This window comes from Sorangiineae bacterium MSr12523, from assembly GCA_037157775.1.
GTDB lineage: Bacteria > Myxococcota_A > Polyangia > Polyangiales > Polyangiaceae > Pendulispora > Pendulispora brunnea.
Genome location: CP089982.1, coordinates 1,493,234 through 1,520,165, shown reverse-complemented (window position 1 = coordinate 1,520,165; position 26,932 = coordinate 1,493,234). Strand labels below are relative to the sequence as shown.

At 65.8% G+C, this 26,932-nt stretch carries 11 protein-coding genes; 4 read left to right on the top strand and 7 right to left on the bottom strand.

What is annotated here, in order from left to right; genetic code table 11:
• Positions 1-88 precede the first annotated feature (88 nt).
• The 3 genes from LZC95_06035 to LZC95_06025 form a co-directional block, all read right to left on the bottom strand.
• On the bottom strand, positions 89-2,251 hold the full coding sequence (locus LZC95_06035; GenBank protein WXA96396.1) for a beta-propeller domain-containing protein: 2,163 nt from the start codon (positions 2,249-2,251) through the stop codon (positions 89-91).
• Positions 2,252-2,349: 98 nt separating this feature from the next.
• Positions 2,350-4,092, bottom strand: coding sequence for a bifunctional isocitrate dehydrogenase kinase/phosphatase (gene aceK, locus LZC95_06030; GenBank protein WXA96395.1), 1,743 nt, complete (start codon positions 4,090-4,092; stop codon positions 2,350-2,352).
• A gap of 30 nt (positions 4,093-4,122) precedes the next feature.
• Positions 4,123-4,797: a class I SAM-dependent methyltransferase gene (locus LZC95_06025; protein ID WXA96394.1), complete on the bottom strand. Its 675-nt coding sequence runs from the start codon at positions 4,795-4,797 to the stop codon at positions 4,123-4,125.
• A gap of 278 nt (positions 4,798-5,075) precedes the next feature.
• Here LZC95_06025 and LZC95_06020 point away from each other — a divergent pair, with 278 nt between their 5' ends.
• Positions 5,076-8,780 (top strand): AAA family ATPase, encoded by a 3,705-nt coding sequence (locus LZC95_06020; protein ID WXA96393.1) that lies wholly within the window; start codon positions 5,076-5,078, stop codon positions 8,778-8,780.
• Here LZC95_06020 and LZC95_06015 read toward each other — a convergent pair.
• The 4 genes from LZC95_06015 to LZC95_06000 are packed head-to-tail and all read right to left on the bottom strand — an operon-like array spanning position 8,773 to position 13,668.
• A complete protein-coding gene (locus LZC95_06015; protein WXA96392.1) occupies positions 8,773-9,747 on the bottom strand; it encodes a hypothetical protein in 975 nt (324 codons plus the stop codon). The two genes, LZC95_06020 and LZC95_06015, sit on opposite strands and share 8 nt — an antisense overlap.
• A gap of 43 nt (positions 9,748-9,790) precedes the next feature.
• Positions 9,791-10,339, bottom strand: a complete 549-nt coding sequence (locus LZC95_06010; protein WXA96391.1) for a hypothetical protein — start codon at positions 10,337-10,339, stop codon at positions 9,791-9,793.
• 13 nt (positions 10,340-10,352) lie between these two features.
• Entirely contained in the window at positions 10,353-11,906 is a 1,554-nt protein-coding gene (locus tag LZC95_06005; GenBank protein WXA96390.1) for a VCBS repeat-containing protein, read from the bottom strand.
• Positions 11,899-13,668, bottom strand: coding sequence for a sigma 54-interacting transcriptional regulator (locus tag LZC95_06000; protein ID WXA96389.1), 1,770 nt, complete (start codon positions 13,666-13,668; stop codon positions 11,899-11,901). Before LZC95_06000 ends, LZC95_06005 begins: the two co-directional genes overlap by 8 nt.
• 197 nt (positions 13,669-13,865) lie before the next feature.
• On the opposite strand from LZC95_06000, the gene LZC95_05995 reads away from it, so the two are divergent.
• The 3 genes from LZC95_05995 to LZC95_05985 are packed head-to-tail and all read left to right on the top strand — an operon-like array spanning position 13,866 to position 26,922.
• Positions 13,866-20,858 (top strand): hypothetical protein, encoded by a 6,993-nt coding sequence (locus tag LZC95_05995; GenBank protein WXA96388.1) that lies wholly within the window; start codon positions 13,866-13,868, stop codon positions 20,856-20,858.
• Positions 20,855-23,899 (top strand): hypothetical protein, encoded by a 3,045-nt coding sequence (locus LZC95_05990; GenBank protein WXA96387.1) that lies wholly within the window; start codon positions 20,855-20,857, stop codon positions 23,897-23,899. Before LZC95_05995 ends, LZC95_05990 begins: the two co-directional genes overlap by 4 nt.
• Complete coding sequence (locus tag LZC95_05985; GenBank protein ID WXA96386.1) at positions 23,896-26,922, top strand: hypothetical protein; 3,027 nt, start codon at positions 23,896-23,898, stop codon at positions 26,920-26,922. The genes LZC95_05990 and LZC95_05985 overlap by 4 nt, the downstream gene beginning before the upstream one ends.
• The last annotated feature ends 10 nt before the right edge of the window (positions 26,923-26,932 follow it).

Sequence of the window (26,932 nt, the reverse complement as noted above, 5' to 3'; positions counted from 1 at the left end):
AAATCGGCCCAAGCCAGGTCTCATTTTTGTCCATTGAATGGCAATTTCAAGCTAAGCGAGCTCCGGCATTTGTCACTATACGGGCAAATCAGCGAATCGAGACCTCGGCAACGTCGGTGGCGAGGGTTTGCAGGTCGTTGGCTTTGATGCGGGAGGTGGAGACGCTGTAGACGATGTCGTCCATGAAGATGCTGCGCTTGACCTCGCTCGAGGCGTTGGTCCACCAGTTGTAGCAACCGCCGTTGTTGTAACCGTTGCCGGTTTCCGCATTGGGGTGTGCCACGGTGCCGCGAAGGGCGAAGCCGCGGTCCAGCGAGACGTCGTAGACCATGAGGCCACTGAATGTCATGTTGGTGCCATAGGAACCGTCGCCGCCGCCCTCGCAGATGGTCATGGGCAGAGCGAGTGCGCCCTTCGGAACGAAGTAGTTGAACGCGAGATGATCCGACAGCGCCTCGGAACTGGATCCCCGGGTGCCAATCTTCGCCTTGTGCACCAAGGCCGGCGACTTCGGGTTCGAGACATCGAAGATCTGCAGAAGAACGCCGTCGAAGAAGGCAAAATCACCGTGATCGTTGGCGTCGTAACCGATGGTCAGAAGGTGATTCTTGTCCATCACGTGCATGTACGTGGAAAACCCCGGGATCTTCAACTCGCCCAAAATGACCGGCGCGCTCGGTTTCGAGAGATCGAAGGCGTAGAGCGGATCGGTCTTCTTGAACGTCACCATGAAGCCGCGGTCGCCGTCGAACCGCACGGAGCGAATGTCCTCGCCATTGGCGATGTTGTCGATTTGGCCCGAGACCTTCAACGCCGGGCCCTCTTGCCCGAGAATGGACAGCGTGTTGTGCGCATTGGGGCTCGGGAGGTGGCCCGTGGTGGTGGCGATGCGGAGATGGTCGTCCTTTTCGTCCATCGAGAATTGATTCAACACGCGCCCTTTGACCGTACCGCTCGCGCGGTATTCCGTCGCAAGCACACCATCGCCAATCGCGAATTTGTGCACGGAGGACACTTCGTCGAAGCTGGGCGCGTCATCGAACCAGCCGTAATACCCGTCGCGCTGATGCGGAACGGCCATGTAAAGCGACTTCGCCGACGCATACACGGCACCCGCACGGCTCAATACGGTCACGGAGTTCAGCGGCGCGCTGTCGTTGGCGATGTCGAGGGATAGGACCGTGGTAAAGGCCACGCCGTCCGGCACCGTGGACTGCAGAAGATGGGTAATCGGCGCCGCCCCGCCACCGGCATCCAACGTCGGAAGCTGGTCCTTCATAGTGAGGTTGGCCATGGCCTTCTCGTTGTCGATCTTCAGGGCCTCGAAGGCTCGTTCGGCCTCGGCCTCCGTTTTCGGGCTTCCCTCGGGGTAGGTGCGGTAGCTGGGCGTGGTCGCCCTTTGCCCGAGCACGGTGTGGACGGCATTGCCAATGCGCCGCGCCGCAATCAGCGAGGCCGAGCTTTTGAGCGTTCGCACCAACCTCGGGTGCGTGCGGTCGGTGAGGTCGAACAGCGATAGCGTCGTCGCCGTGCCATCGCCGGAAAAGTCGCAATCGTAGCCGTAGGTGCAGGCCCCGCTGCTGCCACCACCGATGGGAGCCGATCGCAAGCGGCTGGGCGCAGCATTCTGCTTCTGCACCGAGGAGTACACCAAGGCTCGGTCGCCCACGACGAAGAGCTTCAGCGGCGTGCCCTCGAGGGTGGCCTTGCCCACCTCGCGCATGCTCTTCGCCGGCCATGCCTCCACGATGTGCAGCGCCGACCCCGTCGCCGTATATATGTAGTGTCCATCGTTCTTGACGAAATCCGCTTCGTCGACACCGCTCACTTGGTTGTTCGTGCCCGACACGTTCGTCGGCGATCCATGGTCGTTCGCCGGCGCCGGCACGCCGCCCGACCCTGCCCCTCCCGCGCTATCGTATTCACCGCTACCCTTCGAGAGCGCGGAGCAGCGCAGATTCACCAGGGCATTGTATTTGGCATTGTCGACGGCGCGCCTCATTCCGGCAACGGCCGCCGCGCGCATCGTGGCATCGGCAGCATTCTCGTCGCTGGCCACCAGGCCCGACTGAACTTTCGAGGCGTTGCCAGCCACGACCTGCGGTGCGGGCTTCGGCACCGAGGCGACACAGGCTTCGTACGCCGCTTGGTACGAAGGGGTTCCCGTCGAGTTGCAGGCACTCGGGACGATTCCGACCGCGCCAAGCGAGAGCGCTGAAACGGCAAAAAAGCCAACGGATCGATTTCGCATGAAGCGTGGCATCGCAAAGGAAGTGCCACCCATTCGAGCCCGGATTTCCTAGCGTTATCGCGGCCCGAGCGGGCCAATCTGTGCCAACCGAATCGTCGTTACCCGCCCTTGTGATCGCGGTTGGCGAATCGGTGTGCCTCGCCATAGGGGAATACCTCTTCCTCGCGGCCCTCGCGAATGTGGGCTTGACGCTCGATCCAAAAGCGAGCTTGGGCGAGGTCGCGGTGCTCGGCGAGAAAGATTTCCCGCGTGCGCCCTTCCGGAAAGAGAAACATGGGAAACTGTTCCGGAAAGATGTCGTTCGGCTCGACGGCAAACCATGGTTCGTTGGCCATCTCTTCTTCGTCGTCGCGCGGTTTGGGCATGCTCCGAAAACGGCAATCGGTCAGATAACAAATTTCGTCGTAATCATAAAAGACGACCCGTCCGTACCGCGTGACGCCAAAGTTCTTCGTCAGGAGGTCGCCAGGGAAGATGTTCGCGCGCGCCAGGTCCTTGACGGCCTCACCGTACTCGCGAATCACGTCGCGGAGTTCGTCGTCGTTGGCATCCTGGATGTACATGTCCAGGGGCACCAGGCGGCGCTCCACGTAAATGTGTTTGAGCACGATGCGATCGCCCTCGATGGTGACGTTGGACGGTGCAACGCGTTCCATCTCCTCGAGCACCTCGACACTGAAGCGCTCACGCGGAAAGGCTACGTGGGTGAACTCCAGCGCGTCGGTCATGCGGCCCACCCGGTCGTGGTGCTTGACCAGCTGGTACCGATCCAACACCACATTGCGATCCGTATCCTTCGGCGGCTCGAACCAGTCGCGGATGATCTTGAAGACGCACGGGAGCGACGGCAGCGTGAAGACGAGCATGACCATGCCCTTCGTTCCGGGCGCGAGCACGAAGGTGTCGGTCGAGTGCTTCAAATGCTGCTGCAGATCGCGAAAGAACAAGGTTTTGCCCTGCTTCTGCAGCCCCACCATCGTATAGAGATCGGCCCGCGGGCGCTGCGGCACCACAGTCTCGAGAAAGGAGACGTAGGCGGCGGGCACCTCCATGTCGACCATGAAGTAAACGTGGTTCAAACTGAGCACGCGCCCGATGCTGCGCTTGTCGAGAAGCAAGGCATCCACGAAGAGGCGGCCCTCCTCGTCCCGCAGAATGGGAACCATGAGCGGGATGAGCACGTTGCCATTGAGCACCCGCCCCACGATGTACGCGGCCTTGTTGCGAAAGAAGAGCGAACGCAGGGCTTGGATCTGGAAATTCGGCTGCCGATCCCAGCCCTCCGGGAAGTGCTCCTCCACGGCGCGCAACATGAGGCGCACGTCGCGCTCCAAATCCTGGAATGGGTTTTCGAATTTGGGGCTCTTCAAGTCGTAACTCAGGAGAATCTGCCGGAAGGCATCGCCCAGTTCCGCTGGGTAATACGAGCGGTACGTGGGCTCGTCCCCATCGAGGTGCTCGGTGGAGACGGCCGGGCGGGAGAAAATGTACTCGTTGCTATGGTAACGGCGGTCGAGCACGCGCGTGGCCACGGAGTTGTAGAAGGTCTCCGCACACTCCGGCTGCTTGTGGTCGTGCAAGAGCCCCACGTACGAGAGCTTGATCGATTGCCAGAGCGTATCGTCGAGCCCCAAATCGGGAAAGCGCTCGGCGAGTACCTCGACGGCTTCGCGCACGCGCTGGTCGTACATGTCGATGCGCGCGAAGGCGGCCGCGCGGCCCCCCTCCCAATCGGCGCGCTCGAACCGCTCCTTGGCGCGGGCCGTGGTTTCACGAAAGAGCCGGTAGTGCTTGTCGAACCCGTCGAGGATGGCTCTCGCGATGTAGAAGCTTGCGCTCATGCCCCCCTAGAATACCAGATAGATTACCGGTTACGCATGCGCTCGAACGGAAAACTCGAGTCTGTCTCCAAGCGGGATTTCCACGGAGGAGTAGCCATTCTTGGGATTACGGACGTATTCGAGATAGGGCGCGAGTTTCTCGGGCATGATGGCAAGATCGTCCGCGACCACCACGGCATCGGGCGCGAGGCGCGGCTCGACCAGCTTGAGCACCGGCAGGTACAGGGCTTTCCAGCCATCGAGGAAAAGCACATCGATGGACTCCTCGAGGTTCTCCAAGGTGCCCAAGGCGTCGCCTTCGAGGATTTCCACCACGTCGGCGACGCCCGCCTCCTCGAGGTTCGCGCGCGCGGCAATGACCTTCGCCGGCTCCTGCTCGGTGGAGATGACGCGACCCGCGCCGAGATCTTTGACGGCGGCGGCAAGGTGAATCGTGGAGAAGCCGAACGAGGTTCCAAATTCGACGACGGTCGCAGCACCGCGGGCGCGAACGAGGTTGTAAAGGAACTTGGCCGTCGGCACGTCGATCGCCATGTACGCGTCGCGAAGCAAATGCGCAACGGCTTGGTCGTCCCTCACGCCGCCGGTTGCCTTGATGTGGGCAAAGGCGCGGGGCGTGATCTCGGCATCGACGGTTTCAGCGGTGCGTAGCAAGCGCTCGACGGTGGAGGTCACGCGCGGGGAGTACAATGAGGTGTTGTTCATGCCCTCAAGCTAGGCCGCAGCCGACATGCTCTCCAGTGCACTTGGCGAAGCTTGTCATTGCATCGCGTGCACTTGATGCCGTAACCCCCGTGCCCGTGCCCGTGCCCGTGCCCGAAGTCTCCAGGAGAGAGAGAGGAGATCGGGAACGGGAACGGGAACGTGTACGTGTACGGGTCGGAATACGGGTCGGAGAGCGGCTCGGCTGCGTCGGTTGGTGACGCAGCCACGTCCAAAAGGAACGCGATTGACAGCGTCGGGTGAATGTTCGTGAATGCATCATGGCGGACATGCATGCCGACACGGAACTCGAGGTGCGGGGGCCGGTCGTCCGGCAAGGTGTCGTCCCAGAACGGCTGGGCCCTTACCGCATCGTGCGGTGCGTGGGCTCGGGTGGCATGGGCGTCGTGTACGAGGCACTCGACGAAGAGCGCGGCGCGCGGGTTGCATTGAAGACACTCCCCGCAGCGGAGCCGGGAACCCTCTTCCGCTTCAAAAAGGAGTATCGAAGCCTCGTCGACCTCACCCATTTCAACCTGGCCACGCTCTACGAGCTCATGGCCATCGATGACACCTGGTTCTTCACCATGGAGCTCGTCGATGGGCAGCACTTCCTCGAGTACGTCTGGGGCGGGTCCAGCATCCCAGCGGGGCCCGGGCTCCCGCTGGAGGCCGAGGCACGCCTGCGCGCGGCGCTTCGGCAACTCACCGTGGGCGTCGAATTTCTGCATGCCGCGTCGCTCTTGCATCTGGATTTGAAGCCAGCCAATGCGCTCGTGGAGCCTTCGGGGCGTGTGGTGATCCTGGACTTTGGTCTCGTTCAGTCGCTTGAGCGCGGCGGAACGGACGACGATGCAGGCGTGATCGCGGGCACGCCCGTCTACGTGTCGCCGGAGCAGGTGTTGGGCGCGCGGCCCACGGCGGCGAGCGACTGGTACGCCGTGGGAACCATTCTTTTCGAGGCGCTCACCGGCACCACGCCCTTCGACGGCACCGCGCTCGCCGTGACCATGGCCCGCACGACAGGGCCGGCGCCGGATCCGGCATCGCGCCGCGACGATCTTCCCCCCGATTTGGTGCAGTTGTGCAACCAGCTCCTGGAACGCGATCCGGCGCGCCGGGCGGGAGGAAACGACATCCTCGAGGTGTGCGGGGACTCTCCCTACTCGGTGCGCTCGAAGGCCACGCGGATCTCGCAGGAGCGGGCGATGTCCGAGTGGCCGCTCATCGGTCGCGAGAACGAGCTCGAAACGCTGCGCGGCTGGTGCAATGCGGGGCCGGCCTCGTGCCTCTTCGTGAAGGGCGCTTCCGGCGTCGGAAAGACGGCGCTGGTGCGCGAGCTGCTCGCACGGATCGAGAACGAGGTGCCCCAAAGCATCGTGCTTCGCGGGCGATGCTACGAGCGCGAGTCGGTGCCCTACAAAGGCTTCGACGCGCTGGTGGATGCGCTCTGCCGCAAGCTCTCGGGGATGCCCTACGGCGAACAGCGGGCATTGTTCGACGAGGACATCCACCACACGGCGCGCATTTTTTCCGTGCTGGAGGACCTCGAGGTTCTCGCGTCCATCCCCACGCCGGCGAACATGCACCTCGAGCCCTTGGCCTTGCGCCAGCGCGCATTCGCGGGATTGAAGCGGCTTTTCGTGAGGCTGTGCGCGCGCCGCAAGGTGGTGCTCTTCGTCGACGATTTGCACTGGGCCGATGCCGATAGCGCCCACCTTTTGTGCGAGCTCTTGGGCGCGCCCGACGCACCGGCGCTGGTCATGCTGGCCGCCCACCGGGAAGACGAGGAGGACTACAGCCCATTTTTGCGCGACATCCGTGCACGGCGTCGCGCGGGGACGCTGCCATTTCACGAACGCACGATGGAGGTGCGTCCCCTTCCGCACGAGGATGCCATTCGCTTCGCGCGCACGTGCATCGGAACCGACGGCAACGTCGAGCGGGCGGCCGACGTCGCACGGGAGGCTGCCGGCATTCCGTTCTTCATCGATTTGCTGGCGCGCGACGGCGGTCTTGGCGTGGAAATGGCGGCCCCATCGCTCGATCGCGTCCTCGAGGCGCGGCTGCAGCGGATGTCGGAGGATGCGCGACGCATGCTGCAAGTGGTGGCCATCGCGGCCCGGCCCATCGAGCAGGCACTCGCCTTCACCGCGGCGCGAATCAGCGGCGATTCGCAGGCCATCCTCGCGCAGCTTCGTTCGGCGCGCATGCTTCGAACGCGCGGGTCGCGCGGAAGCGACATCGTCGAGGTTTACCACGACCGAATCCGGCAAAATGTCGCCGCATCGATGCCGAAGCCCGAGCTCACGGCCATTCACGAACGGCTCGCGACGACCCTCGAGGCCGCGCGGAGGGCCCCGGCCGACGTGTTGGCCTATCACTTGCGAGAGGCGGGTCAGCTACGTCGTGCCGCCGAGTATGCCGAGCGTGCCGCGCACCAAGCCGCGACCGCACTGGCCTTCGAACGCGCGGCGGAGCTCTACGCAAACGCATGGAGCTGGGGCGATTTCATGACAGACCACGCTCGGGAGTTGCAAGTACGAAGGGCCCAGGCCTTGTTCAACGCTGGTAGATGCGGTGAAGCCGCCACCACCTACCAGGCTGCCGCCGATGGTGCGCCACCGCCCGAACGGCGCGAGCTGCGCGGGCTTGCCGCAGAGGCCTTCCTCTTCGGGGGCCACGTCGACGAGGGCATGGCCGTCGCGCGCGGGCTGCTTCACGAGAGCAAGCTGCCATACCCGAGCACCCCTTCGCGGGCGATGCTCTCGCTGGTTTCGCAACTCGGCTATTTGCGGCTGCGCGGTATCGAGTTCGCACGGCGCGGGGAGAGCGATCTCTCGCAGGAGGAGCTCTTTTCCGTGGATCTATGCTGGTCGCTGGGCAAAGGGCTGGGCAATGTGCTGCCGCTCGAGGGCACGTATTTTCTGGTGCGAAGCCTCGTCTCGGCACTGCAACTCGGCGAGCCTCGGCGGGTGGGGCGCGGGCTCGCCCTCGTGGGCGGCACGGTGCTCGCGCCCTGGGCAATAGGTGCAACCTACATTCAACGCGCGGAGGCGCTCGGACGCGAGACCAAGGATCCGTACCTGGAGGGCTTCCCGCAGATCATGCGGGCACTCGGGCACGTGTCGCAGACGGCACGCTGGAAAGTGGCACTCGAGCTGGTCGACCAAGGCGTGGCCACCCTGCGTGAAAAGTCCAGCGGCACGAGCTGGGAGGCTGCGCTTGGAATGGGCATCGCCTTCAAATCGTTGGAGGCCATGGGCGATCTGGAAGAGATCACGCGCCGTTCCACGAAAGATTACCGCGAGGCCGAGGAGCGCGGCGATCTATTCGCCGAGATCATCGCCGGACAATGTCACGCGTATTCACTCATCGCCCGCGGCGATATCGAAACAGCGCGCAAACAGGAGCAGCGGCTCATGCAGCGCTGGGCGCGCGGAGGTTACACGGCCCAGCATTGGTATGCGCTTTTCCTGCGCGTCTATTGTGATTTGTACGAGGGCCAGCTGGGAAGCGCCTGGGAGCATTTCCAGCGCGATTTGCCCCAGATCGAACGCGCGCACCTTCTCAAGATGCCGATTGCGCGCTCGCCCACGCTCTATCTTTGGGCGCTGCTGCAGGTCGCGCGGGCGCGTACACGGCGGTCGAAGCGAGAGCGCGAGGAGTTGCTCAAGGCCGCGGAGGGGCTCGCGCAACGACTTTCACGCGAACAGCGATTGGATGGGCCGATTCACGGGAAGGTCATCGAGGCGGCGGTGGCGGCCGCACGCGGGCATTTGACCGAGGCTCGAAGTCTCTTGGAGCAATGCCGCGACGAGTACCGCAGCATCGATATGCGATTGATGTCGGCGTGCGCCGAACGGCGGTTGGGCGAACTCTTCGGAAATGAGGAACGACGGCGTTCGGCCGATGCCGAGATCCGGCGGCATGGCATCGCGCAGCCCGAGAACTGGACCGACGCGATGCTGCCGCCCTTCATATGAGCACGAACCGCGGGTGAAAGCAGAGATACGCTTTCGCCTCGCACGATCCATCGGCGCGAAGGACGAGTTTGACGTCGAGCTGACGCTGAACGTTGACGAGCCAGGGGGCGCCAGGCACCTCGTTCGTCGCATCGCCAATCCAGCGTAGCGCGGCCTCGGCCTTCTCGACGTCGGCGAGTCCGCGTGCCACGAGACGGGCCATGAAGCGTTTCCACGCGGGATCGTCGCCGGCGCGTGGCAGCGGAAACTCCAAGGCGAGCGTCGGTCGCACGGCCTCGCCGAGATCGAGCTGTACGGAAGCATGCGTGAAGTGCTCGCCGAGCAGATCGAGGCAATCGAAGGCGCGTGCGCGATCGCCGGGCCAACCGATGGAGGCGAGCCATTCCCAGGTATGTGCGATGGGTACACCGGCGAGCACGCGCAAATCACGTGTTCCTCGGTGGGGCGTCACGCCGACGTGAAGCACGCTGGCGTGCTCGGGCAAGCGCGCGGCACACCGCGCGAGGCAATCGAGTGGCGCCGCGTCGGGCTCATGGCCAAAGAGAAGCGCGATCCCCGCATTGGCCAGGGCACGAAGCGCGACAGGCGGCAACGCCTCGCGCCCTTCCGGATAACGCGGATCGACGCAGAACTGCACGAAGGGCGCGCTCGGTGCGCCCGCGAGAAGGTCATGCTCGATCCAAAAGAGCGGACTGCGCGCAAGCTCGCCCTCCGACGCGAGCCACGCGCGCACGAACGGTGCGACGGGTGCAAGCTGGGCCTCGACCCGAGGCCACGCCTCGGCGAGCTTCTCCTCGCCACCGCCGCGGCGCGAAACACGAAAAAGCATGTCCACGCGCATGTCGTCGGCCGCAAGGCGGCACTCGAAGATCCCCCACGAGAAGATCGGGGGAAGCCGCGCCGTATGCGCCCCAATGCGCGCCGACGCCGGTAGCGAAACCAGCGCCGACGACACGTACGGAGCCACGGACTGAACGAGAGCACTCGGTGGCAGAAATGCCATATTCGCGCTACTTCGATGTTGCGGTGAACCCTTGCGGGAGCGTACCCGAGTCCGAGGTGCCCGGATTGGCGATGGTCACGTCGTAGCCGCCAGCCACCTTGAATGTTGCCTTGGCCGTGAGAACGGTCACCCCATTGGGCTTGGTGATCACTTCGACCCCCGTGCCCTGGACTTGCGCGCCGGGCCTCGTGAACGTCAGGGTGGCATTGGACGCAAACCCCTTTCCGAGCACGGTCACCGGGATCACCTCGTTGATCGGGCCATCGTTCGGCTCGATGGTCTTGATCTGAACGGCCGGAGGCGCGGGCCATCCCACGATTTCCTGCGGTGGCTTCGTCAGCACCGGAAGCAGCAATTCCACCTCGGCCGCAACCGCGCCGGCGATGCGCGCGGGGGAACGAGAGCGCAAGATCTCGAGCTTTTCCTGCGCAACCTCGTACTGCTGAAGAACGGCCACGGCATCGACGGCAAATCGCTCGACGAGGGCCGGATCGCGGGACAAATCAGCCAATAGATGGAGGAGCAGGCCACTGGGCGAGGCAGCTTGAGTCGTCATGGTTTTGTTTCTCCTATTTCGCGGGTGCGGTCAGGAAGCTGTCAAAAAGAAGATTTCCGCGCTGAGGACTCCAGGTGGCCTCAATCAAATCTTGCACCGGGGATGCGCGGTAACTAACCCGAATATCGGCATTGGGTTCGTACGGATGTGCGAGTGAAATCCAGTTTTGGCCGACGGCGAATGCCCATTCATCGGGTGAAAGGCTGCGACCGTTCACGACGACGGCCACGATGGATGCGACGCGGCGATCGGGCAACGTGATGACGGCGCCACGTGCTTTGGGGCGCAACGCATAGTTGCGATCCGTAACGGCGCGGCATCGGGTGTCGGCGACCATGAGCGCCTCGGCCACTGCACTTCCCGAGCCATCGGTGCGGAAGTCGGGCTCGGAGGAAAAGGTTCCCCCCAGCTGCCCTTGAAAGAACCAGAGCGGTCCGCCCTGAACATGGTCGCCCCATTGGCCGCCAACGAGATCGAGCAGGTGGTCATCGTTGAGATCGGCCAGCAAGAGCATGGCGGCCAGCTGATTCGGGGCAGATTTCCAAACGGGCAAAGGCCCGGCGCTCGGGCGAAAAAGCGCAAAGTCGCTCGTGCAATTCGCATCGCCGGGGATGCAGCCGCGCGAAACGGCAAGGGTCAGCGCGGCGTCACTTCCGATGGTCCCTGCGTCGAGGGATAACGCAAGGCCGGGTGTCGGCTCGGAGCTCCAGGCGGGAGCCCGCACGATGGGAACGCCATTTCCCGAGGGTGCGGAGCCTCGGTAGGTGAAAACGCGTTCCGTGCCCATGGCGACATCCATCCAGCCGTCTTGATCGAAGTCGGCCGCAAGGGAGCTCATGGCGAACATGCCATTGTCGCTTTTCCAATCGCTCACCGTGTGAAACCGGCCGCCCTCGTTGAGGTAAATCCGCGCGGGCTCGCGAACGCCGGCGGGGGCGGTGCGCATGGAGCCGCGTGGCACGGAGGCTACGGGCGACGGCGGCGCGTTGAACGCCCCCACCACGAGATCGAGCAGTCCGTCTGCATTCACGTCGGCCAATGTGCATGCGAAGGTGCCATACCCGTCGGCAATGCGCTGGGAGGGGGCACTTTCCAGCCGGCCCTTGCGATTCATGTAGATTTTGACGCTGCCGCCCTGGCTGCGCCGCGATTTGTCCAAGGGCACGCACACCGCGACATCGAGCCAGCCATCGTGATCGATGTCGCCGACGGCCACGTTGGCCTGGTAATCGAAGTCGCTCGAGTACCACTGCGGGTAGGGCGTGAAGCACGAGGTTCGTTTCGATGAACAATGGTTCGTGTAAACCACGAGCGGCTGCGGGCTCATGTCGTTGCCATTGGCCACGACCACATCGGGCATTCCGTCGCCGTTGATGTCGGCAAAGGTGATGCCCGTGGCGAAGGAGCCGTCCATGGCGGTCTCGAACGACGGCTGGCGCAGGTAGATCGAGCCAAAAGGTTCGGCGCTGGTCAACACGACCGGGCGCCTGCGGGGCTGCGGATGATTGGGCCCCGCGCAGCCAAACGCGAACGCGCCGAGGAGCAGGATTGGAACGGTGCTAGCCATCTTCCGCGAGCCCATCGAGGAGCCGGCCGAAGGGGGAGCCGGAGTCGATCCCGAGCGCGCGAAAGAGAGCCTCGACGCGCTCGAGCTCGCGGCGAAGCACCCGGTGGTGGTTGCGGCTTTTGACCTGCGCATCGCGCCCGAAGAGGCGAAACGCTTCATCGCGGTTCTCGAGCTTTTCCGTGGCCGCAGCCAGGACCATTCCGGGGAACACATTGGCGAGGTCCAGTTCAAGGGGCGTGCCCAAAGCAGCGCGGCGCTCCGCCTCGCGAACGAACGCGGTCGCCGCCGCGTGGAGCAGCTCGACCAGCGAGCGACTCGGCTCCGCGTCCTCGTAGGCAAGGGCGCGTGTGAGGTGAGGTTCGTCGACGGCGAACGCATGCTGCACCCCGCCTTGCTCTGCGAGCGCCACGGTGTATGCGCGGCGCATCACGTTGTCGAGTTGTCGCAAATTACCTGGCCACGCGAACGTGAGCAGGCGCCGTTCCGCGGCGGACGTGAGATCGACGCTGCCCGCAGAATCGCGCTCGCGATGACGCCGTTCGAGCATGAAACGCGCCCACGCGGGGATCTCGTCGGGACGCTCGCTGAGCGCGGGCAAGCGAACGGGGAGCACGTTGATACGGTAATAGAGGTCCTCGCGAAAGCGCTGGGCGCGCACCGCGGCCTGCAAATTGGCATTGGTCCCCACGATGAAGCGCGCCTGCGCACGCCGTTCGCCGCCGCTATCGCCCAGCACGCGGTACGCGCGCGTTTCGAGCATGTAGAGGAGGCCCGCCTGGGCACGCATCGAGAGCTTGTCGATCTCGTCGATGAACAAGGTGCCTTTGGCGGCGCGCTCGACGGCACCGCCATGATCGCGCGCGGCACCGGTGAAAGCACCTTTGCGCCAGCCAAACAATTCTGCCAACTGCAGATCTTCCGGCACGGTCGAAAGATCCAGTACTTCGAATGGCCCCTTTCGATAGGGCGAGCGCTCATGACACCAGCGCGCAAGGCGCGATTTGCCGGTGCCGGTCGCGCCGGACAATAGAATCGTCTCGTCCTGCAGCGCGAAAACGCGCAGCATGCGAACGAGTCCTTTCATCGCCTCACCTTGCACGGGCAGCAAGGGGTCCTGCTCCTCGGTCACCACGGGGCGAAGCGGTAACGCAGTGAGGTGCGGAGTTGCAATATCTGCGAGCGTGCGCAAGCGCGATGCACACGCACTCCATATGAAAGGCTGACCCACGGCGGCGCGGCACTCCGCCTCGAGCGAGATCATTCCCTCGATGGCACCGCCTGCGCCGCGCAACGGAAGCACATAGACGTGGGTCGTGCCGCGCTCGAGAAGGCGCTGCCGTGTTTCGCCTTTGTCCTGGCTGCTTCCCGCGTTTCCGAAAGCATGGCTCCACTCCGCAGGTGCAACGGAATCCTCCGGTTCGATGCGTCCGAAATTGACGTCGATGGCGGCTGCACAACGGTGCTTCGCGACCAGGCGCCACGCGGTCATCGATGGAAGGCGCGTCGATCCTGGCTCGGGTGCAACGGCCTCGTGGGCCCCGGCCTCGAGGACCACGAGCTGCCGATATCCATCGGAGGGTCGCAAATGAACCATGCCGCGCGCCATTCGAGCGCCCTGCGAATGGACACTTCCGACCAGCGCACCTTCCACTTCGGAGAGCATGGCTGCGAGCGTGTGCGCCGCCGCCTCTTCGAAATAGCTCGATGCGTGCACCCGCGCCAAAAAGGCGTCCACCCCGCCCATATCCAACACGGAGTCCACATTACACCTCTTACTTGGTTCCGATAGGTCCAAATCGACTCCTTCAGGTACGTGCGTCGCTCATTTGGACGACTGCTCCGATTTTGTTGCCTGGGTTACGAAATACCAAGCGCAGCTAGCTCGCCGCTCCCAGTGGGTCGCGGCTGGGCGGGGCATGACGCCCGCCGCATCATTGCTGCCGCGCAACGGAAAGCCCCATGTCTCGACTCGCTTTGATCGATATTCTGCGGGCACACTTTTTCGTCGGCATGGATCTCGGTCCAGGCGTAAGCGACATCCTCGCGGCGCTGCACGTCGATGAGTACGACACGGCCTGGGACGATGACGCCGTCGTCATTTGGGGCGTCGCGCGCATCGATTCGGCCGATTCCACCTCGCCGGTGTTCTCGCCCAGTACAACGGGGGCCGCAGCACCGGGAAATGGAATCGAATGGCACGATCTGGCCATCCGTTTTCGCATGACTGCGGCACGACGACCCGCCGCGGCACTTCCCATTACCGACATCAGCGATGCCGAGGTGCGCAAGGTGCTGAGTGCGCTGGGCCCAGCCACCGGTACAGCGCAATCGGATTATCCGAATACGCAATTTCGGATGGAGCTGTTGTTCGAGTTGGTGGATATCCCACTTCCGGGGCTGAAGGGGGCGAAGCTCGACGGCTGGGTCATGGTACCCGATCCGGAAAACCCCCACGTCAAGCTGACGGTGCCGCGCCTCCTCTTGATCCTCACCCAGGACTCGGCGGCGGACACGGCGTTCAACGTGGACTTGGGCAGCTTTGGCGCGGAAACCATCGACGATCACGATCCGGCCATCAACAGCCTGATTGCGATGAAGCCGCCCTTGGCACTGGTCCCAGGTGACCAATTTGGGTTTGGCCTGCAGAAGGTGGTCCTCGATCTGTCCGCCGAAAAGACACCACCGGACATTCTCGACCGATTCGGAGTGGGTGACGATTGGAAGGGCCTCTATTGTCCGGAGGTTCGTTTCTTCGTCTCGACGCAACGCTCCGCGGGCGTGGCGTTCAATGTGGGCGCGCGCGAGATGCTCATCGGTTTCGAACCGACGGCGGGCCTGTGGGGTGATTTCAATTTCGACGTGGAGGTGCTCGGCGACCAGCTCCGCGTAGGGCTGCGTCTTTATGGCGTCAACGGCCAGCGGCTCGATCCGGAGTGGGTCGAGTCCGACGAGACGCTGCACGCCGACCGCTATCGGGTCACCGTACCTTCGACGTCCGGCCCCGACACCGAGAACTACGTGTTGTTCGTGGACGTCCTGAGCGGGGCGGCGCCGTTCACCATCACGTTCGTCGGCGGTGAGGAGCATCCCAGCGACCTGCATACCTTTCCGAACGACGCGTTCTTCGACGATCCGAGCCACTCGCCGGAGAACATTTCCGTTCTCCAGCGCACGCGCCTTTTTTCACACGATCAGCGCGTGGCGGTGCGCGTCACCAGTCGAAATCCGCAGCAGCGGCGCATCATCGTGCTCGACGTGTATCCCGACTTGCAGGCTTCGCCGCGGCGGCGGGAAGATACCCTGGAAGGCGCACGCATCCTGACGACGCACGCCGCGAACGCGGGGAGCGTGAGCGTCGAGAATGCGCGCTCGGAGGAGGTGCTCCTTCGACTGAGTCCACCGGAAGGGGCCACGCTGACCGTGGACGGCAGCCCCTTAGCGGTGACGGATGGAGGCGCGCGCGTGCGCGTGGCCGGCGGCGGGGAGCGGGCGCTCGGCATCACCTGGAACCGCACCGGCGCAGAGGAGCTGCGTCGCTATTCGGTGTACTTCGAGTACGACCATCCATGGCGCCGGGATGCCGGCGGACACTGGAACATCGGCACGCCCCCGTTTGCACCGGAGGGAAGCCTCACCGACTTTGCCGCGGAGTGGAATGGGCTTCCCTCGGGGGGCAGGCTGTTGCGGGTCGACGCCTACGCCAGCCGCGACTCGGACGATGCGTACTCCGCGCACAATACGACGCTCTCGGAGAACCGGCGCGCGTACCTGCTCGAGGTACTGGCCGCCGCCGGTGTCCATCCGACGGCGAGCGAGCTCGCCGGTGGTGGCTGGGGCAACGAATCCCACCCGGGCACCGGCAGTCCTTTGACCGTGGGTCAAGTCCCCGGCGATCACTCTGCTTCCGTGGAGCGCGCGACGGGAACCAACTACGATCCGCGGCGCTACTGGGTCGCGGTGGCCAGCATTTTGCGCCCCACGCCCGTCACGGACACGTTCGAAGGCCGCCTCGTGCGCGATCCCACGCGGCACGACGAGATCCAACGCGTGGAGCCACCGGCGCCGCAAGGGCAGCACCCGAATTGGCTGCGGCATCTCGGCGGCACCGTGCGTTTCGACCGCGATGCGGTTCCAGTTGCAGGTGAATTGCGATTGACCGTCGATTTCCAAACCGCCCACGAAGACGGTTTGGAGCGCTTCCGCAACGACGTCGATGTCATCGGCCCCGGGCTCGAGCCTGCCGAAGAGGCGCGCCTTCCGCAGGGCAACCCCAATCCTGATGACGGGGTCGTCGAGTTTCGCCTGGCCATCACACACGATCCCTCGACGGGAACCTTCACGGAGACCCTCGTCGCGCGCGCCGGGGAAGGCGATCGCGATGGGCTCTGGAGCTGGGGCGCCATTCCCAGCGCCGATGCCGCAGGTGAACCAGGTGCGCCGCAGACCAACGGCTGGCGCGACGTCCTCGGGCTCTATTTTACGTTGGCCCCGCTGCTGGCCACGACCGCGTCGAACGCGGCCAACGGTGGCGACATCGTTCCCTTGGTCATCGGCCTCGCCGCCCCCGTGGCCATTACGGTCACCGGCGTCGCGCACGTGCTTCGCTTCACCCATTACGGCGTGGAGCTCGACGTTCGCCACGACGACGACGAGGTGCACGCCTCGCTGCTCTTCGACGTGGAGAGCGCGCTCTGGCTGAATCTGAAGATCGGCGACTTCGAAATCGTCACCTGCCGACCCGACAAGCCCATCAAGGTTCGTTACAAGGCCATCGGCTTCGGCCTGGACGTGCAGCCTTCGCAGCCCACGCGCTTTCTGCCGGTGTTCGATTCTTCGCGCGGGTACACCATCGATCTGGCCGACTCGGGCTCGCTGCGCGTGCTGCCGGCTCTGGGCGATACCATCGGCGACATCATTCAAGTCATGGGCGCGCGCATTGCGCGAACGAACCCGCTCAACATCGAGGTGGAGCTGGGCCTGGGGGTCGACCTGGGCGTCTTCTCGGTCGATCGATTCGGCTTCCGCCTGCCCGTGGATCCTTTGGGTGCGCCATCCATCACGGCGATTGGCGTGGGGGTGAACATCCCCGACGTGCTCAAAGGAACGGGGTACCTGGAGATCAAGTCCGACGGCTTCGCCGGACAACTCGATCTGACCTTGCCCAGCGTCGGCATGCGCGTCGCCGGAGCGCTGGCCATCCGCACCGTGACCGAAGCCGAACGCTCGGCCACCGGCGTCATGGTCACCCTGGCGGTGGAGCTCCCCGCGGGCATTCCGCTCGGTGGAACGGGGCTCGCGCTGTTCGGGTTCCTGGGGCTCTTCGCCATGCATCATCAGCGGCTCGAGAACGGCTCGGCGAGGAATCCCGCGCTCGATTGGCTCGTCAACGTGGCCCACGGCGATCCCACGGATCTGCGCGCATGGGGGCCGAAGCTCGATCAATGGGCCTTCGGCGTAGGGCTCGTCGCGGGCACCATCGAGGGCGGCACGGTGTTGAACCTCAAAGGGATGCTCGCTCTCGAGATCCCCGGCCCTCGCGTGCTCTTGTTCGTCAAGGCGAACGTGCTCTCGAAGAAGCCGCCCACCAAGGGCACCGCCACCGGCACACTCTTCGCGGTCGTCGACGTGAGCCCGCAGCGCGTCTTGATTGGGATTCAATTCGAGTACCACATCGAATCGGTTCTCGATTTGATGATTCCCATCGACGCTGGATTCTTTTACGACCCGCCGGCGTTCCCGCCCGAGCACTTTTACGTCGATGTGGGAAGCATCGCACGCCCGGTCACGGCGAAAATCCTGCAGCTCTTCGATGCCACCGCGTATTTCATGGTGCACGGCGACGGGATTCCCGATTTTCCGCTGGGGCAATTGCAGGGTTTTGCCATTGCCACCGGATTTCGCGTTTCCTTCACCTGGGGCAACACCGATATCGGATTGTACTTGCGTGTTGCGGCCGGCTTCGATGCGGGAATCGGATTTGCACCGCTGTTCTTCGCGGGCCGAGTCTTTCTGGAAGGCGAACTGCGGCTGTTCATCATCGGGCTGCGCGTTCGCGGGGATTTGAAGTTCCTCTCCGATGGGCAGGATACGAGGCTCGAGGGGCGCATCTGCGGGCGGGTCGACTTCTTCTTCTTCTCCGTCGAAGGCTGCGTGGGCTTCGCGCTGGGCAATGTACCGGGCGCCCCCTTCCCGCCCGCGCCCATTCGCGATCTGAAATTGCAAAGCCGCTCGCCGGCGCTGGTCGACGGCACCGGCGTGGATCGAGGCATCGATACCGTTCTTTGCCGCGGCACCGATGATGGCTCCGTTCCCAAGGTCGAAGTGCGCGATGGCGACGTGGTCACCTTGCAGGACGTCTATGTGCCCATCGATACCATTCCGCTAATCCAATTCGAGGTTGCGCCCGACGTTCCCTCGAGTGCCACCATCGATGGGCAGCTCTCGTCGGGCCTGCCGCCCGGCTTTGGCAACGGTTGGCAAAAACGCGGACCCAATTGGCTTCGTTACCACATTCGCTCGATCGAGCTGCGCCTGTTGGCCATTGGCGGTGTTCCGGTCGCACCGGGCACGCCTTCGACGACGGAGGGGCCGCGGCCTTATACCTGGCGGCATCCCGCGCAACAGAGCGGCAGCGACGGATTGCCGGTGGAGCTCGCACTGCTCGATTGGAAGCCGACCAACGCCGACAAAGTCATGGTGCAAGGCAAAGCCTTGGACGGCGTCGTGGGCGATCGCTGGGGTGACGTGTGCACCAGCGTCGCCGAAGCCGCGCGCGTGCTCTGGACCTTCCGCGCTCCGCCGCTCGGGCCGTCGCCCGGTGGGTGGCAGCTCGTTGGCAAACCGTGGCCCGATGCCCCGGGCACGCGCCGCAGTTTGCCCGTGGAGACGAAACTGCGCGTCGAGGAGACGTGGCGCACGCATTCACTGCTCGATGGGCTGCTGCCGGCGTTGCCCGCCAAAGTCGTCGGAACGTGGACCAAGGACAAAGTGCTGGCGAAGGTGCTCGAAGCGCCGTCCGAGATGTTCGCCGAGGCCTTCCCGGTGGGCGTGTCCGATCCGCTGCGCAAGGCGCTGCAGGAGCTCGAATCGAAGCGCAAAGAAGATCTGCGCGACGTGGTCCGCATCACGGGCGGGCCTTTCCTCGAGCTGACCTTGCTGGTCTTCGCGCGCATCAAGATGGTCGATGCGGGGCTCTTGAAGGTGCGGGCTTTCGCGTCGGGCGGGTTAGAGCTCCCGGCCCCCGTCGACTTCAAGGCGGTATCGAGCAGCGGCGCGGAGCTTCCAGGTGCGTGGCGCGATGGTGCAGGGCCGTGGAAGGAAGATGTGGCCCTCGCGCGCGCCTACTTTGCGACGAGCCTCTCGCAGCGTGGTTGGAGCGAATACCTCGTTACGGTAAAATTACCATCGGCCGCGCTCATCGTCGATATCGGAATATCGCCGCTGGCCAAAGCCGTTCAGGAATTCGGATTGACGCCGCCCTCCTGGCATCTGGCGGTGGCGAGCGGCCTTTCCGAGAAGGAATCGCGCCGCGCGGGCGAGGATGGCGCCGAAGCGGAAGATGACAAGGATGGCCTCGAGGACGCGCTCGGCGACCAGAAGCACGCGCTGCTCATTCCCAATGCGCGTTACGAGGTGCGGGTACGCTACGACGCCGAAATCGGCCAGAAGCCAACCGATCCCGAGCCAGGGCAAGATCCCGACGAGATCGTGGTGCTGCGCACGGTGAACGATGCGTCCGATGCGCGCACGTTCTACACCGACGCCGAACCGCCGCGCAGCCTCGATCCGTGGATGCTCGCGCAGTTCCCTTCGCCGGGCGATGGGTACCACTTCACCGACGATCCCGTGGTCATCGTGTTCGGTACCGACGATGTGCTCGAGTTGTTCAAAGCCTACCAGCGGCAGCTTCGCGCGGTGGCGCGTGCAGCGTCGTTCCGTGGCTCGGCGGGGACGCCGAATGCGCCGTTCACGCACTTGATGCTGACGCCCCTGTTCCAACGCGTCGGCGGGGTGGTGCTCTCGCCTTGGGAGGCCACCGTGCGGCGGCTGATTGGAAATAAGACGTGCGGCAGCTTCGATCCCAATGCAAACCGCCATGGCCGCGTGACCTTGCCGTTCAAGCTCGATCCGTTGACGGATTACGTCGTGGACGTGGAGGCGCTCACCAACGCCGGCGCGCCCGCGCCGCCGTCGACGCGGCCGGACGACCTGGGACGGCGGCCGCTGTTCCGGCATTCGTTCACCACGTCGCGTTACCGCAACCGCGGGGAGCTCGCCGAATCGGTGCGCCTTGCGCTACCGGTGCCGCGCACGGTGCAGAATCCCGCGCTGATCCGCGCCCTCGCGGAGCAACTCGGCGACGAGGCCTTCGACCGGGCACTGCACGAGGCCGGCCTCGAGGTGACGTCGCGCCCCGACGATGCCCGCGTGACGGTTCTCTGGAGTCAGGATGCGGTGGCGCAACCCGTGGCGGTGCTCATCGAGACCCCGGAGCCGCTGTGGCGCACGCGCACCGAGCCCAAACCGGAATACGACGACGCGGGGGTCTACATCCAGCGATGGACCATGGCCGCCGCGCAGTGGCTCTCCGTGGACGAATTGGTGCGCGCCGGGCCAATCCTCGTCAAGGATGGCGGCGACTTCGTGCGCCGCGCCACCGGCACACGCACGGTGACCGCGCCCACGATTCCCGAATTGCGTAAACGCTACATCGGTCCGCGCCCGCTGGATCCGCCTCCCATCGTGACACCGCCCGCGTCGCTGGTCGCGCGCTTGGTGCGCGATGCGAGCGGCACGCGCACACTCGCCGTGCTCAAACCGGGCGCACGCGGTGCCGTGGTGAGCCTGGGGCTCGCGCGGAATCTGCATCCGCTGCTCGATGCCGATGCGACGGACACGCCAACCGTGTTGCTGGAGATTTCGCTGGGCCGGCCGCCGTGGGAGGAGGAATGAGCACCCGTTACTTGTTTCCGGAGTTGTTCCACGTCGTCGGCGCGCAGATCCCCGTGAAGGGAAAAGCGCGCACGGCGCTGCGATGGATTCTGCATGCGAGCCTCGGCTTGCCGCGAGCGCTGTTTCGCGTATGGCGCTACGAAAAGGCGCTACCGACGAAGAGCGTCACGCTCACCCAGCGCACGCTCGACGGCGGCGAGCGGCTCGTCACCTGGAACGAGGGGCCGGCGGCGGCGATTGCGCTCACCGTCACGGTTCCCGCGGGCTCGAGCTTCACCGTGCGAGCTCATAGCGGTGCCGCGGCGGCGGGGCACGTGGTGGATGTGGAGACGGTCGTGGGACCGGCGACGAATGCGTCGGTGGTTCTCTTCGGGAGCCCGCTTTCCAGCGTGACGGCGACGGGAAACGCCACCATCACGGCCACGGCGACCGTCGTCCTCGCGTACGAATTGGTCAATGCCGACGGGTGGAAGCTTTTGGAAACGGTGGGCCTGCCCGTGGACAAGTCGTTCTCGGGAACCGGTTATCCCCTGGACAAACAAGGGCCGGTGGGCAGCGAGCTCGAACCCATCGACGCGGCCATCCGACGCGTGAAGGAGGGCTCCATCGACACGGGGTGGCCGGCGACGACGGATCGCGGTACGGCGGTTCCCGCGTTCGCGGCCCCCGATGCATCGGCACTGGTCGTCGACGAATTGAAGCCAGTGCGCGAACAGATCCGCACCTTGCTGCGCGACGTGAGCGATCCCGCGGAGCACGTAAAGGCGACGGTGCATATCAAGACGCGCGCCCCTCGCTCGGTTCATGGTGTGGACGCACCGGCGCGCTGGCAGGATCAAGCGCAGGATGCGGACGTGCAGCCGCTGGTCTCGCTGTTGCTGCCGGCCGCCACCGACTCGTACGCGGCATTGGCGCTGGGCTTTGGTACGACGGTCGATGTGGCGGCACAACTGCGCCCGACGGTGTTGACGCACGTCGAGGCGACCAATCCGCGGACGCTCGTGTTCTTCATGGTGACGGTGGAGCACCAGGTGAAGATGCAGATGCCCGCGCCGCTGCCGCCGGTCACCTTGTCGCTGGCCGGCGAACTGGCCGCCCTGTACGTGGAGCCGCAGAACAATGCGCCGGCCGTGCCCAGCGGCGTGTCGGCTTTGTCGTCGGCGGTGCATTTGGATCCTCCGGGCGTGCGCGATGGGCGATGGCTCGAGGCGGTGCGCGTCGCATGGGCGGCGCCGCAGACGCTCGCGGGATCGCAGGCGCGGCCCACGGCGTATGCGGTGGCCCGTGGATTCGGCACCGGCGCCATGGAAATCCAGCTGGAGAAGCGCGCAGCTGCAGGGGGCTGGCGCACGTTCGTGCCGGCGACCAACCCGCGGGAGCAGACGCCGGCGAATGTGGAATACGTGGAGGCGGGATTGCCGGAAGTGTTTCCGAGCGAACCCAACACCGCCGTCTATGCCGTGGCCGCCACGGATTGGTTCGGGCGTTGGAGCGGGTGGGCTTCGGCGGATCATCCGCGCGCGAGCGTCGCACCGCAGGTGCCGGCCACGCGCGATATCCAGGCCGATGCCGCCCACGGCACGGCGAAGGTGGAGTTCGCGTGGGACTGGTCGCACCGAAGCCCGAAGCAGATCACGATTCGTGTGGTCACCCCGGATCAACAAGTGGATCGCGTGCTCGATTTTTCGACGGCGACCATCGATACGCCGCCCGCGGGTGTGGAGCTCATTGCCAGTGAATCGCTGGGGAATTTGCGCACGTACCGCGTGACCATCAACGGGCTGTCGTTCGCCTTCGGCTTGCACCCGCGCATCACGCTTTCGGCGCGGGCGCGGGCCACGGAACGGGTCGGCTTCGGCGCCGTGAGCGCGTGGTCGCCCGAGCGCACGACCATGGTGGCAAGCCCGCTCGCGCCGCCGCCGCCGTTCGTGCCTGCGCAGATGTGGTGGGCCTCGATCCCCGATCCGCGCGGGGTGGCGCGCACCACGCTCACCTGGACGGGCTCCGCGCCCTCGTACGTGGTCTACGTCGCCGATGAGACGGCGATTCGGCGCGAGCTCGGGCTGCCCTCCGCCGATCTGGCAAGCCCTCCCGAGGCGCGGCTTCCTGCTCTGCGCGCGCTCGACTTCGGCGCCGCGCGGCGTGCGTTCAAACGGGTCGCCGGGCCGCTCGCGCAACCGTCGTTGCCTGTCGAGCTTTCGCGCGGGTCCAAGTTGATTCACTTTTACGGGGTGGCCCCGGTGGGGGTCACCGGCGTGGAGGGCCCGCTGCCGGCCGCGGGAAATGCGTACTTCGCCGTGGCGGCGCCGCGCATTCTCACGCCGGAGGTGCCTCGGCTCTTGGCCCGCGACGCGGGTGGCGTGGTGACGTTGACCATCGAGGTGCCGGAGACGAACGTACCCGTGGGCCGGGTGACCATCCACCGCGCGCCGAATCGTGCCCGCGCGGTGACCCTCGAGCATGCGGGGCCGCCCATTGCGGTGCTCGATGGATCGACCGCCGTGCGCGCGAATGGAATCGCGCGGTTCACGTTCCAAGATGTCGCACCGGGCAGGGCCTGGCAGCCTGCGTTCTACCGTACCGTTGCCCGGGCAACCACCGATTTGACCCGCGGGGTGTACGGAGGCTCGTCGGAAGCGACACGGGCCGTCGACGTGGTGGTCACCCGCAATGCGGCTCCGTCGTTGAGCGACCTGCGCGTGGAGGACGTGGCAACGGCGCCCGCGCACCGCTTGGTGAGCTTTCTCACGGATGCCACCTTGGTGCGAAGTATGCGCGGGGCGCACACCTTTGCCGTGCAAACCATCGGCGCCGATGCGCAGGTCGGCGTTCGCAGGGTTGATGCAGATGCATTGACGTTGCTGTTGCAACCGAATGCGCCGGATCCGGCGTCGCAGGCCAACACGATTTTCCGATTCCACGCCACGGATCCGCGCTCCGGTCGCAACTGCGCCTGGGTCCCCCGTGATGTGCGCGCCATCGTCGTCGAAATCGCCGACCCCGCCGGCCGCACCAGCCGACTGACCTGGAGAGCTCCATGATCAACAGCACGATCGCGACCACGGCCTTCAACCAAGCCGGGCTCGATGCCATGGGCGCCGCCTCGGGCCAGCTCGCCGCACAATGGGCGGAGGGTGCGGCTTCGTACGACGCAAATGCGATGACGTTGACCACGGCGGGGTCGACCCGATGGCATGCGATGGTCGGGGGAACGCTGCTCTGGCGCGATCAAGGCGCGCCCGAGCTCACCGACTCCGCGGGGAACGGGCTTACCGGTGTCGTGGCGGTGCTGCGGTTCCATCCGCAGGCGGCCTTGCGCTTGCGAAGGCTGATCGGGCAGCGCTTCGATGGGCGCAGCGACGATCGCGCGAACCGTCCCGTTCCATTCTTCGCAGCCATTCGCGGTGCGGCGTTGCCGGCGTCGAGCGAGGCGCCGCTGGCGGCGCATGCGGCAACCACGGGCACGGCGCTCGTGGGGGGCACCTTGACGTTTCACGACGAGCAAGGCGCCATCGTCGATCCGGTGGCCGTGGCCTGCCTTCACCGCGACTTGATGCGCGCCTTTTCGGCGCTGCGAAAGGGGGACGCGGGGCCGGCCACGGATCTGGACAGCGGGACGAGCAGCGCCGGCGGCATCGGCGCCGTGTGCGCACTGGCCACGGGGGTGCGTGTGGCCATCGTGGATATTTTCGGTGGACCATGGGTCCAACGAACCGGGCGCGCGGGGCTTCGCATCGGGTCGGGCGGCGCACTCGGAGGCGGGCCGCACGACTGGCCCGAGGGAACGCTGCAAGCGACGGCGACGGATCCGGGCGATCTGCGATTCGGCTTTTCGCCCGAAGGAACGCTGGGAATGGCGGGACTTTCGCGGCCAGCGTTTCCCGCGACACCGTTTCCGTCCGGCTCGTCCGCGCCGGTGCTGCCACGGCAGTTTTTCCGCGTCGTTGCAGTTCATACGGAGTTGCATTTGCTGGGAAATCGTTCGGCCGATGCCGTAGACGGTATTCCGGCCGCGGACGAGGCGACCCGGTTGGAGCCGGGTCCAGCCGTGCGCGAAGGCGATGGCATCGAGCTGCTCGTCGATGGGCAAGCGACCGCGGGGGCCATCACGGAGGCCGTGAGCGGGTCGGCGTTCGCGCTGGCCGCGAGTCCCACCCTCGCGGACAATGTCGCGTTTCCGCCGAATCGCACGGCGCGGTGGCCAGCGGTCCCCGCGGTGTCGGGTACGGCCGAAGATCTCTCGGCGGCCCAATCGGCGCGGGCGCGCAACGAGGCCACGGCTGCGTACGCGGGGGCGAGCCCGGACGTCGTTCTGTCGTGGCCCGCGGGCGCGCTTCCAATCGGCGCGCACGTGCGCGCGTTTCCGCGGGTCGATCCGGGGCCGGCCATCGTTCCATTGGCGGAGCTGGATTTCGCGCGACGCGGCGATGGCGGTGCCACGGTGGTGACCGCAGGGGCGACGGCCCTTCTGCTGCTACTGCGCGATCCGTACCGCGTGGGAACGAATCCGCGCCCGGCCGCGCCTCGATTGCGGTTCGATCTGCTCATCGTGTCGCGTGGCCCGGCGGGGGTGCAGACGCGACTCCTCGGAGGGCTCGAGGTGCCCGTGGGCACGGGCGCCACGGCGCCGGCGCGTCCGCCGGTGAGCAACGCGCTGTCGGCGGTGCCGCTCGATCGACGCGGTCTCGCGCCGTCACCGCGGCTTGGGCTCACGCCCACGACCCCCGCGGCGGGCAGCGATCCGCTCCTCGCGGCGCTCGGAGAGGCCGCGCCCCGCGAGTCGCCGCGTTTCCGGACCATGGCCCGCGCAGAGTCGGTCGTGGCCGCGCACGACGGCTCGGCCTGGACCGCGGTGCTCACGCCGGGCTTTCTCGATGCGCGCGTGGTGCGCGGGGATGCACGGCTCGGCAACCCGGGCCAGGACGCGGGGCCCGAGGATCACGCACCCGGTGTGCGAGCTACGGGCCGTCTCGCGTTGGATCTCGCCCGCGCGGCGCTTCGTCGCACGCACCACTTGGCCCGCCGTCTTCCGGAGCTGGATTCGTCCCGCTGGAATGCGCCGAGCGCCGCGGGCACGGGCACCCTGAGCGCGGCCATCCTGCAGAATGTCGCCGAGACGTGCGAGAGCCCCGAGCTGTCCGTGGTGCCCGAATCCACCGTCCACGCGCTGCCATCGGACTGGAACGGCGTCGTCTCCGCACTGGGCTCGGCGCTGCCTTCCCTACCCGCCCCCGCGGCCGGTGACCGCTGGGTCGCCGAAGTGCGCCGCGAGGCCTTCGCCGCGAAGCATGGCCGCCGCGACACGCAATGGAGCCTGCGCTGGGCCATCGGCCATGCGCGACGCCTCGTCTACATCGAGACACCGCTGTTCGGCGCGACGGCGGATGGCAGCAGTGCACACGAGGTCGATCTCGTCGCGCTGTTGGCCGCGCGCCTCGCGGCCGCCCGCGATTTGCGGGTCATCCTCGCGGTACCCAAGCGCATTCCCTTCGGCCCGGGCTACGAGTCGTTCGCGCAACGCTTCCATCTCCTGCGCAACGCGGCCCTCGCATCCCTCCAGGCCGCCGCCCCCGGCCGCGTCGCGCTGTACCATCCCGTGGGCTTTCCTGGCCGCCCCGAAGTGATCCGCGGCACCGTCGCCGTCATCGACGACGTGTGGGCGCTCGTCGGATCCTCTTCGGTGAGCCGCCGAGGCCTCACCCTGGACGGCAGCATCGACGCAGTCCTCACCGACCGCGCCTTCCACGAGGGTGCCTCCGTCGCCATCCGCGATCTCCGCCGCCGCGCCATGGCACGCACGCTTTCTCTCTCCGCCCCTACGGGCGCCACCACGGCCAACGCCTCCTGGGTCCGCACCCGAGATCCCCGCACCGCCTTCACCTTGGTCTCCGAGATACTCGCCCGCGGCGGCGACGGCCTCATCGAACCCCTCTGGTCCGGCCTCCCCGAATCCGAGCTCCCCGCCCTCCCCCGTACCATCGCCGATCCCGACGGTCGCGGCTTCCCCACGATTCTGGCAACCTTTGCCGACCTCCTCGCCACCCTCGGCCCATCGCGGGTCTGATTGCCAAACG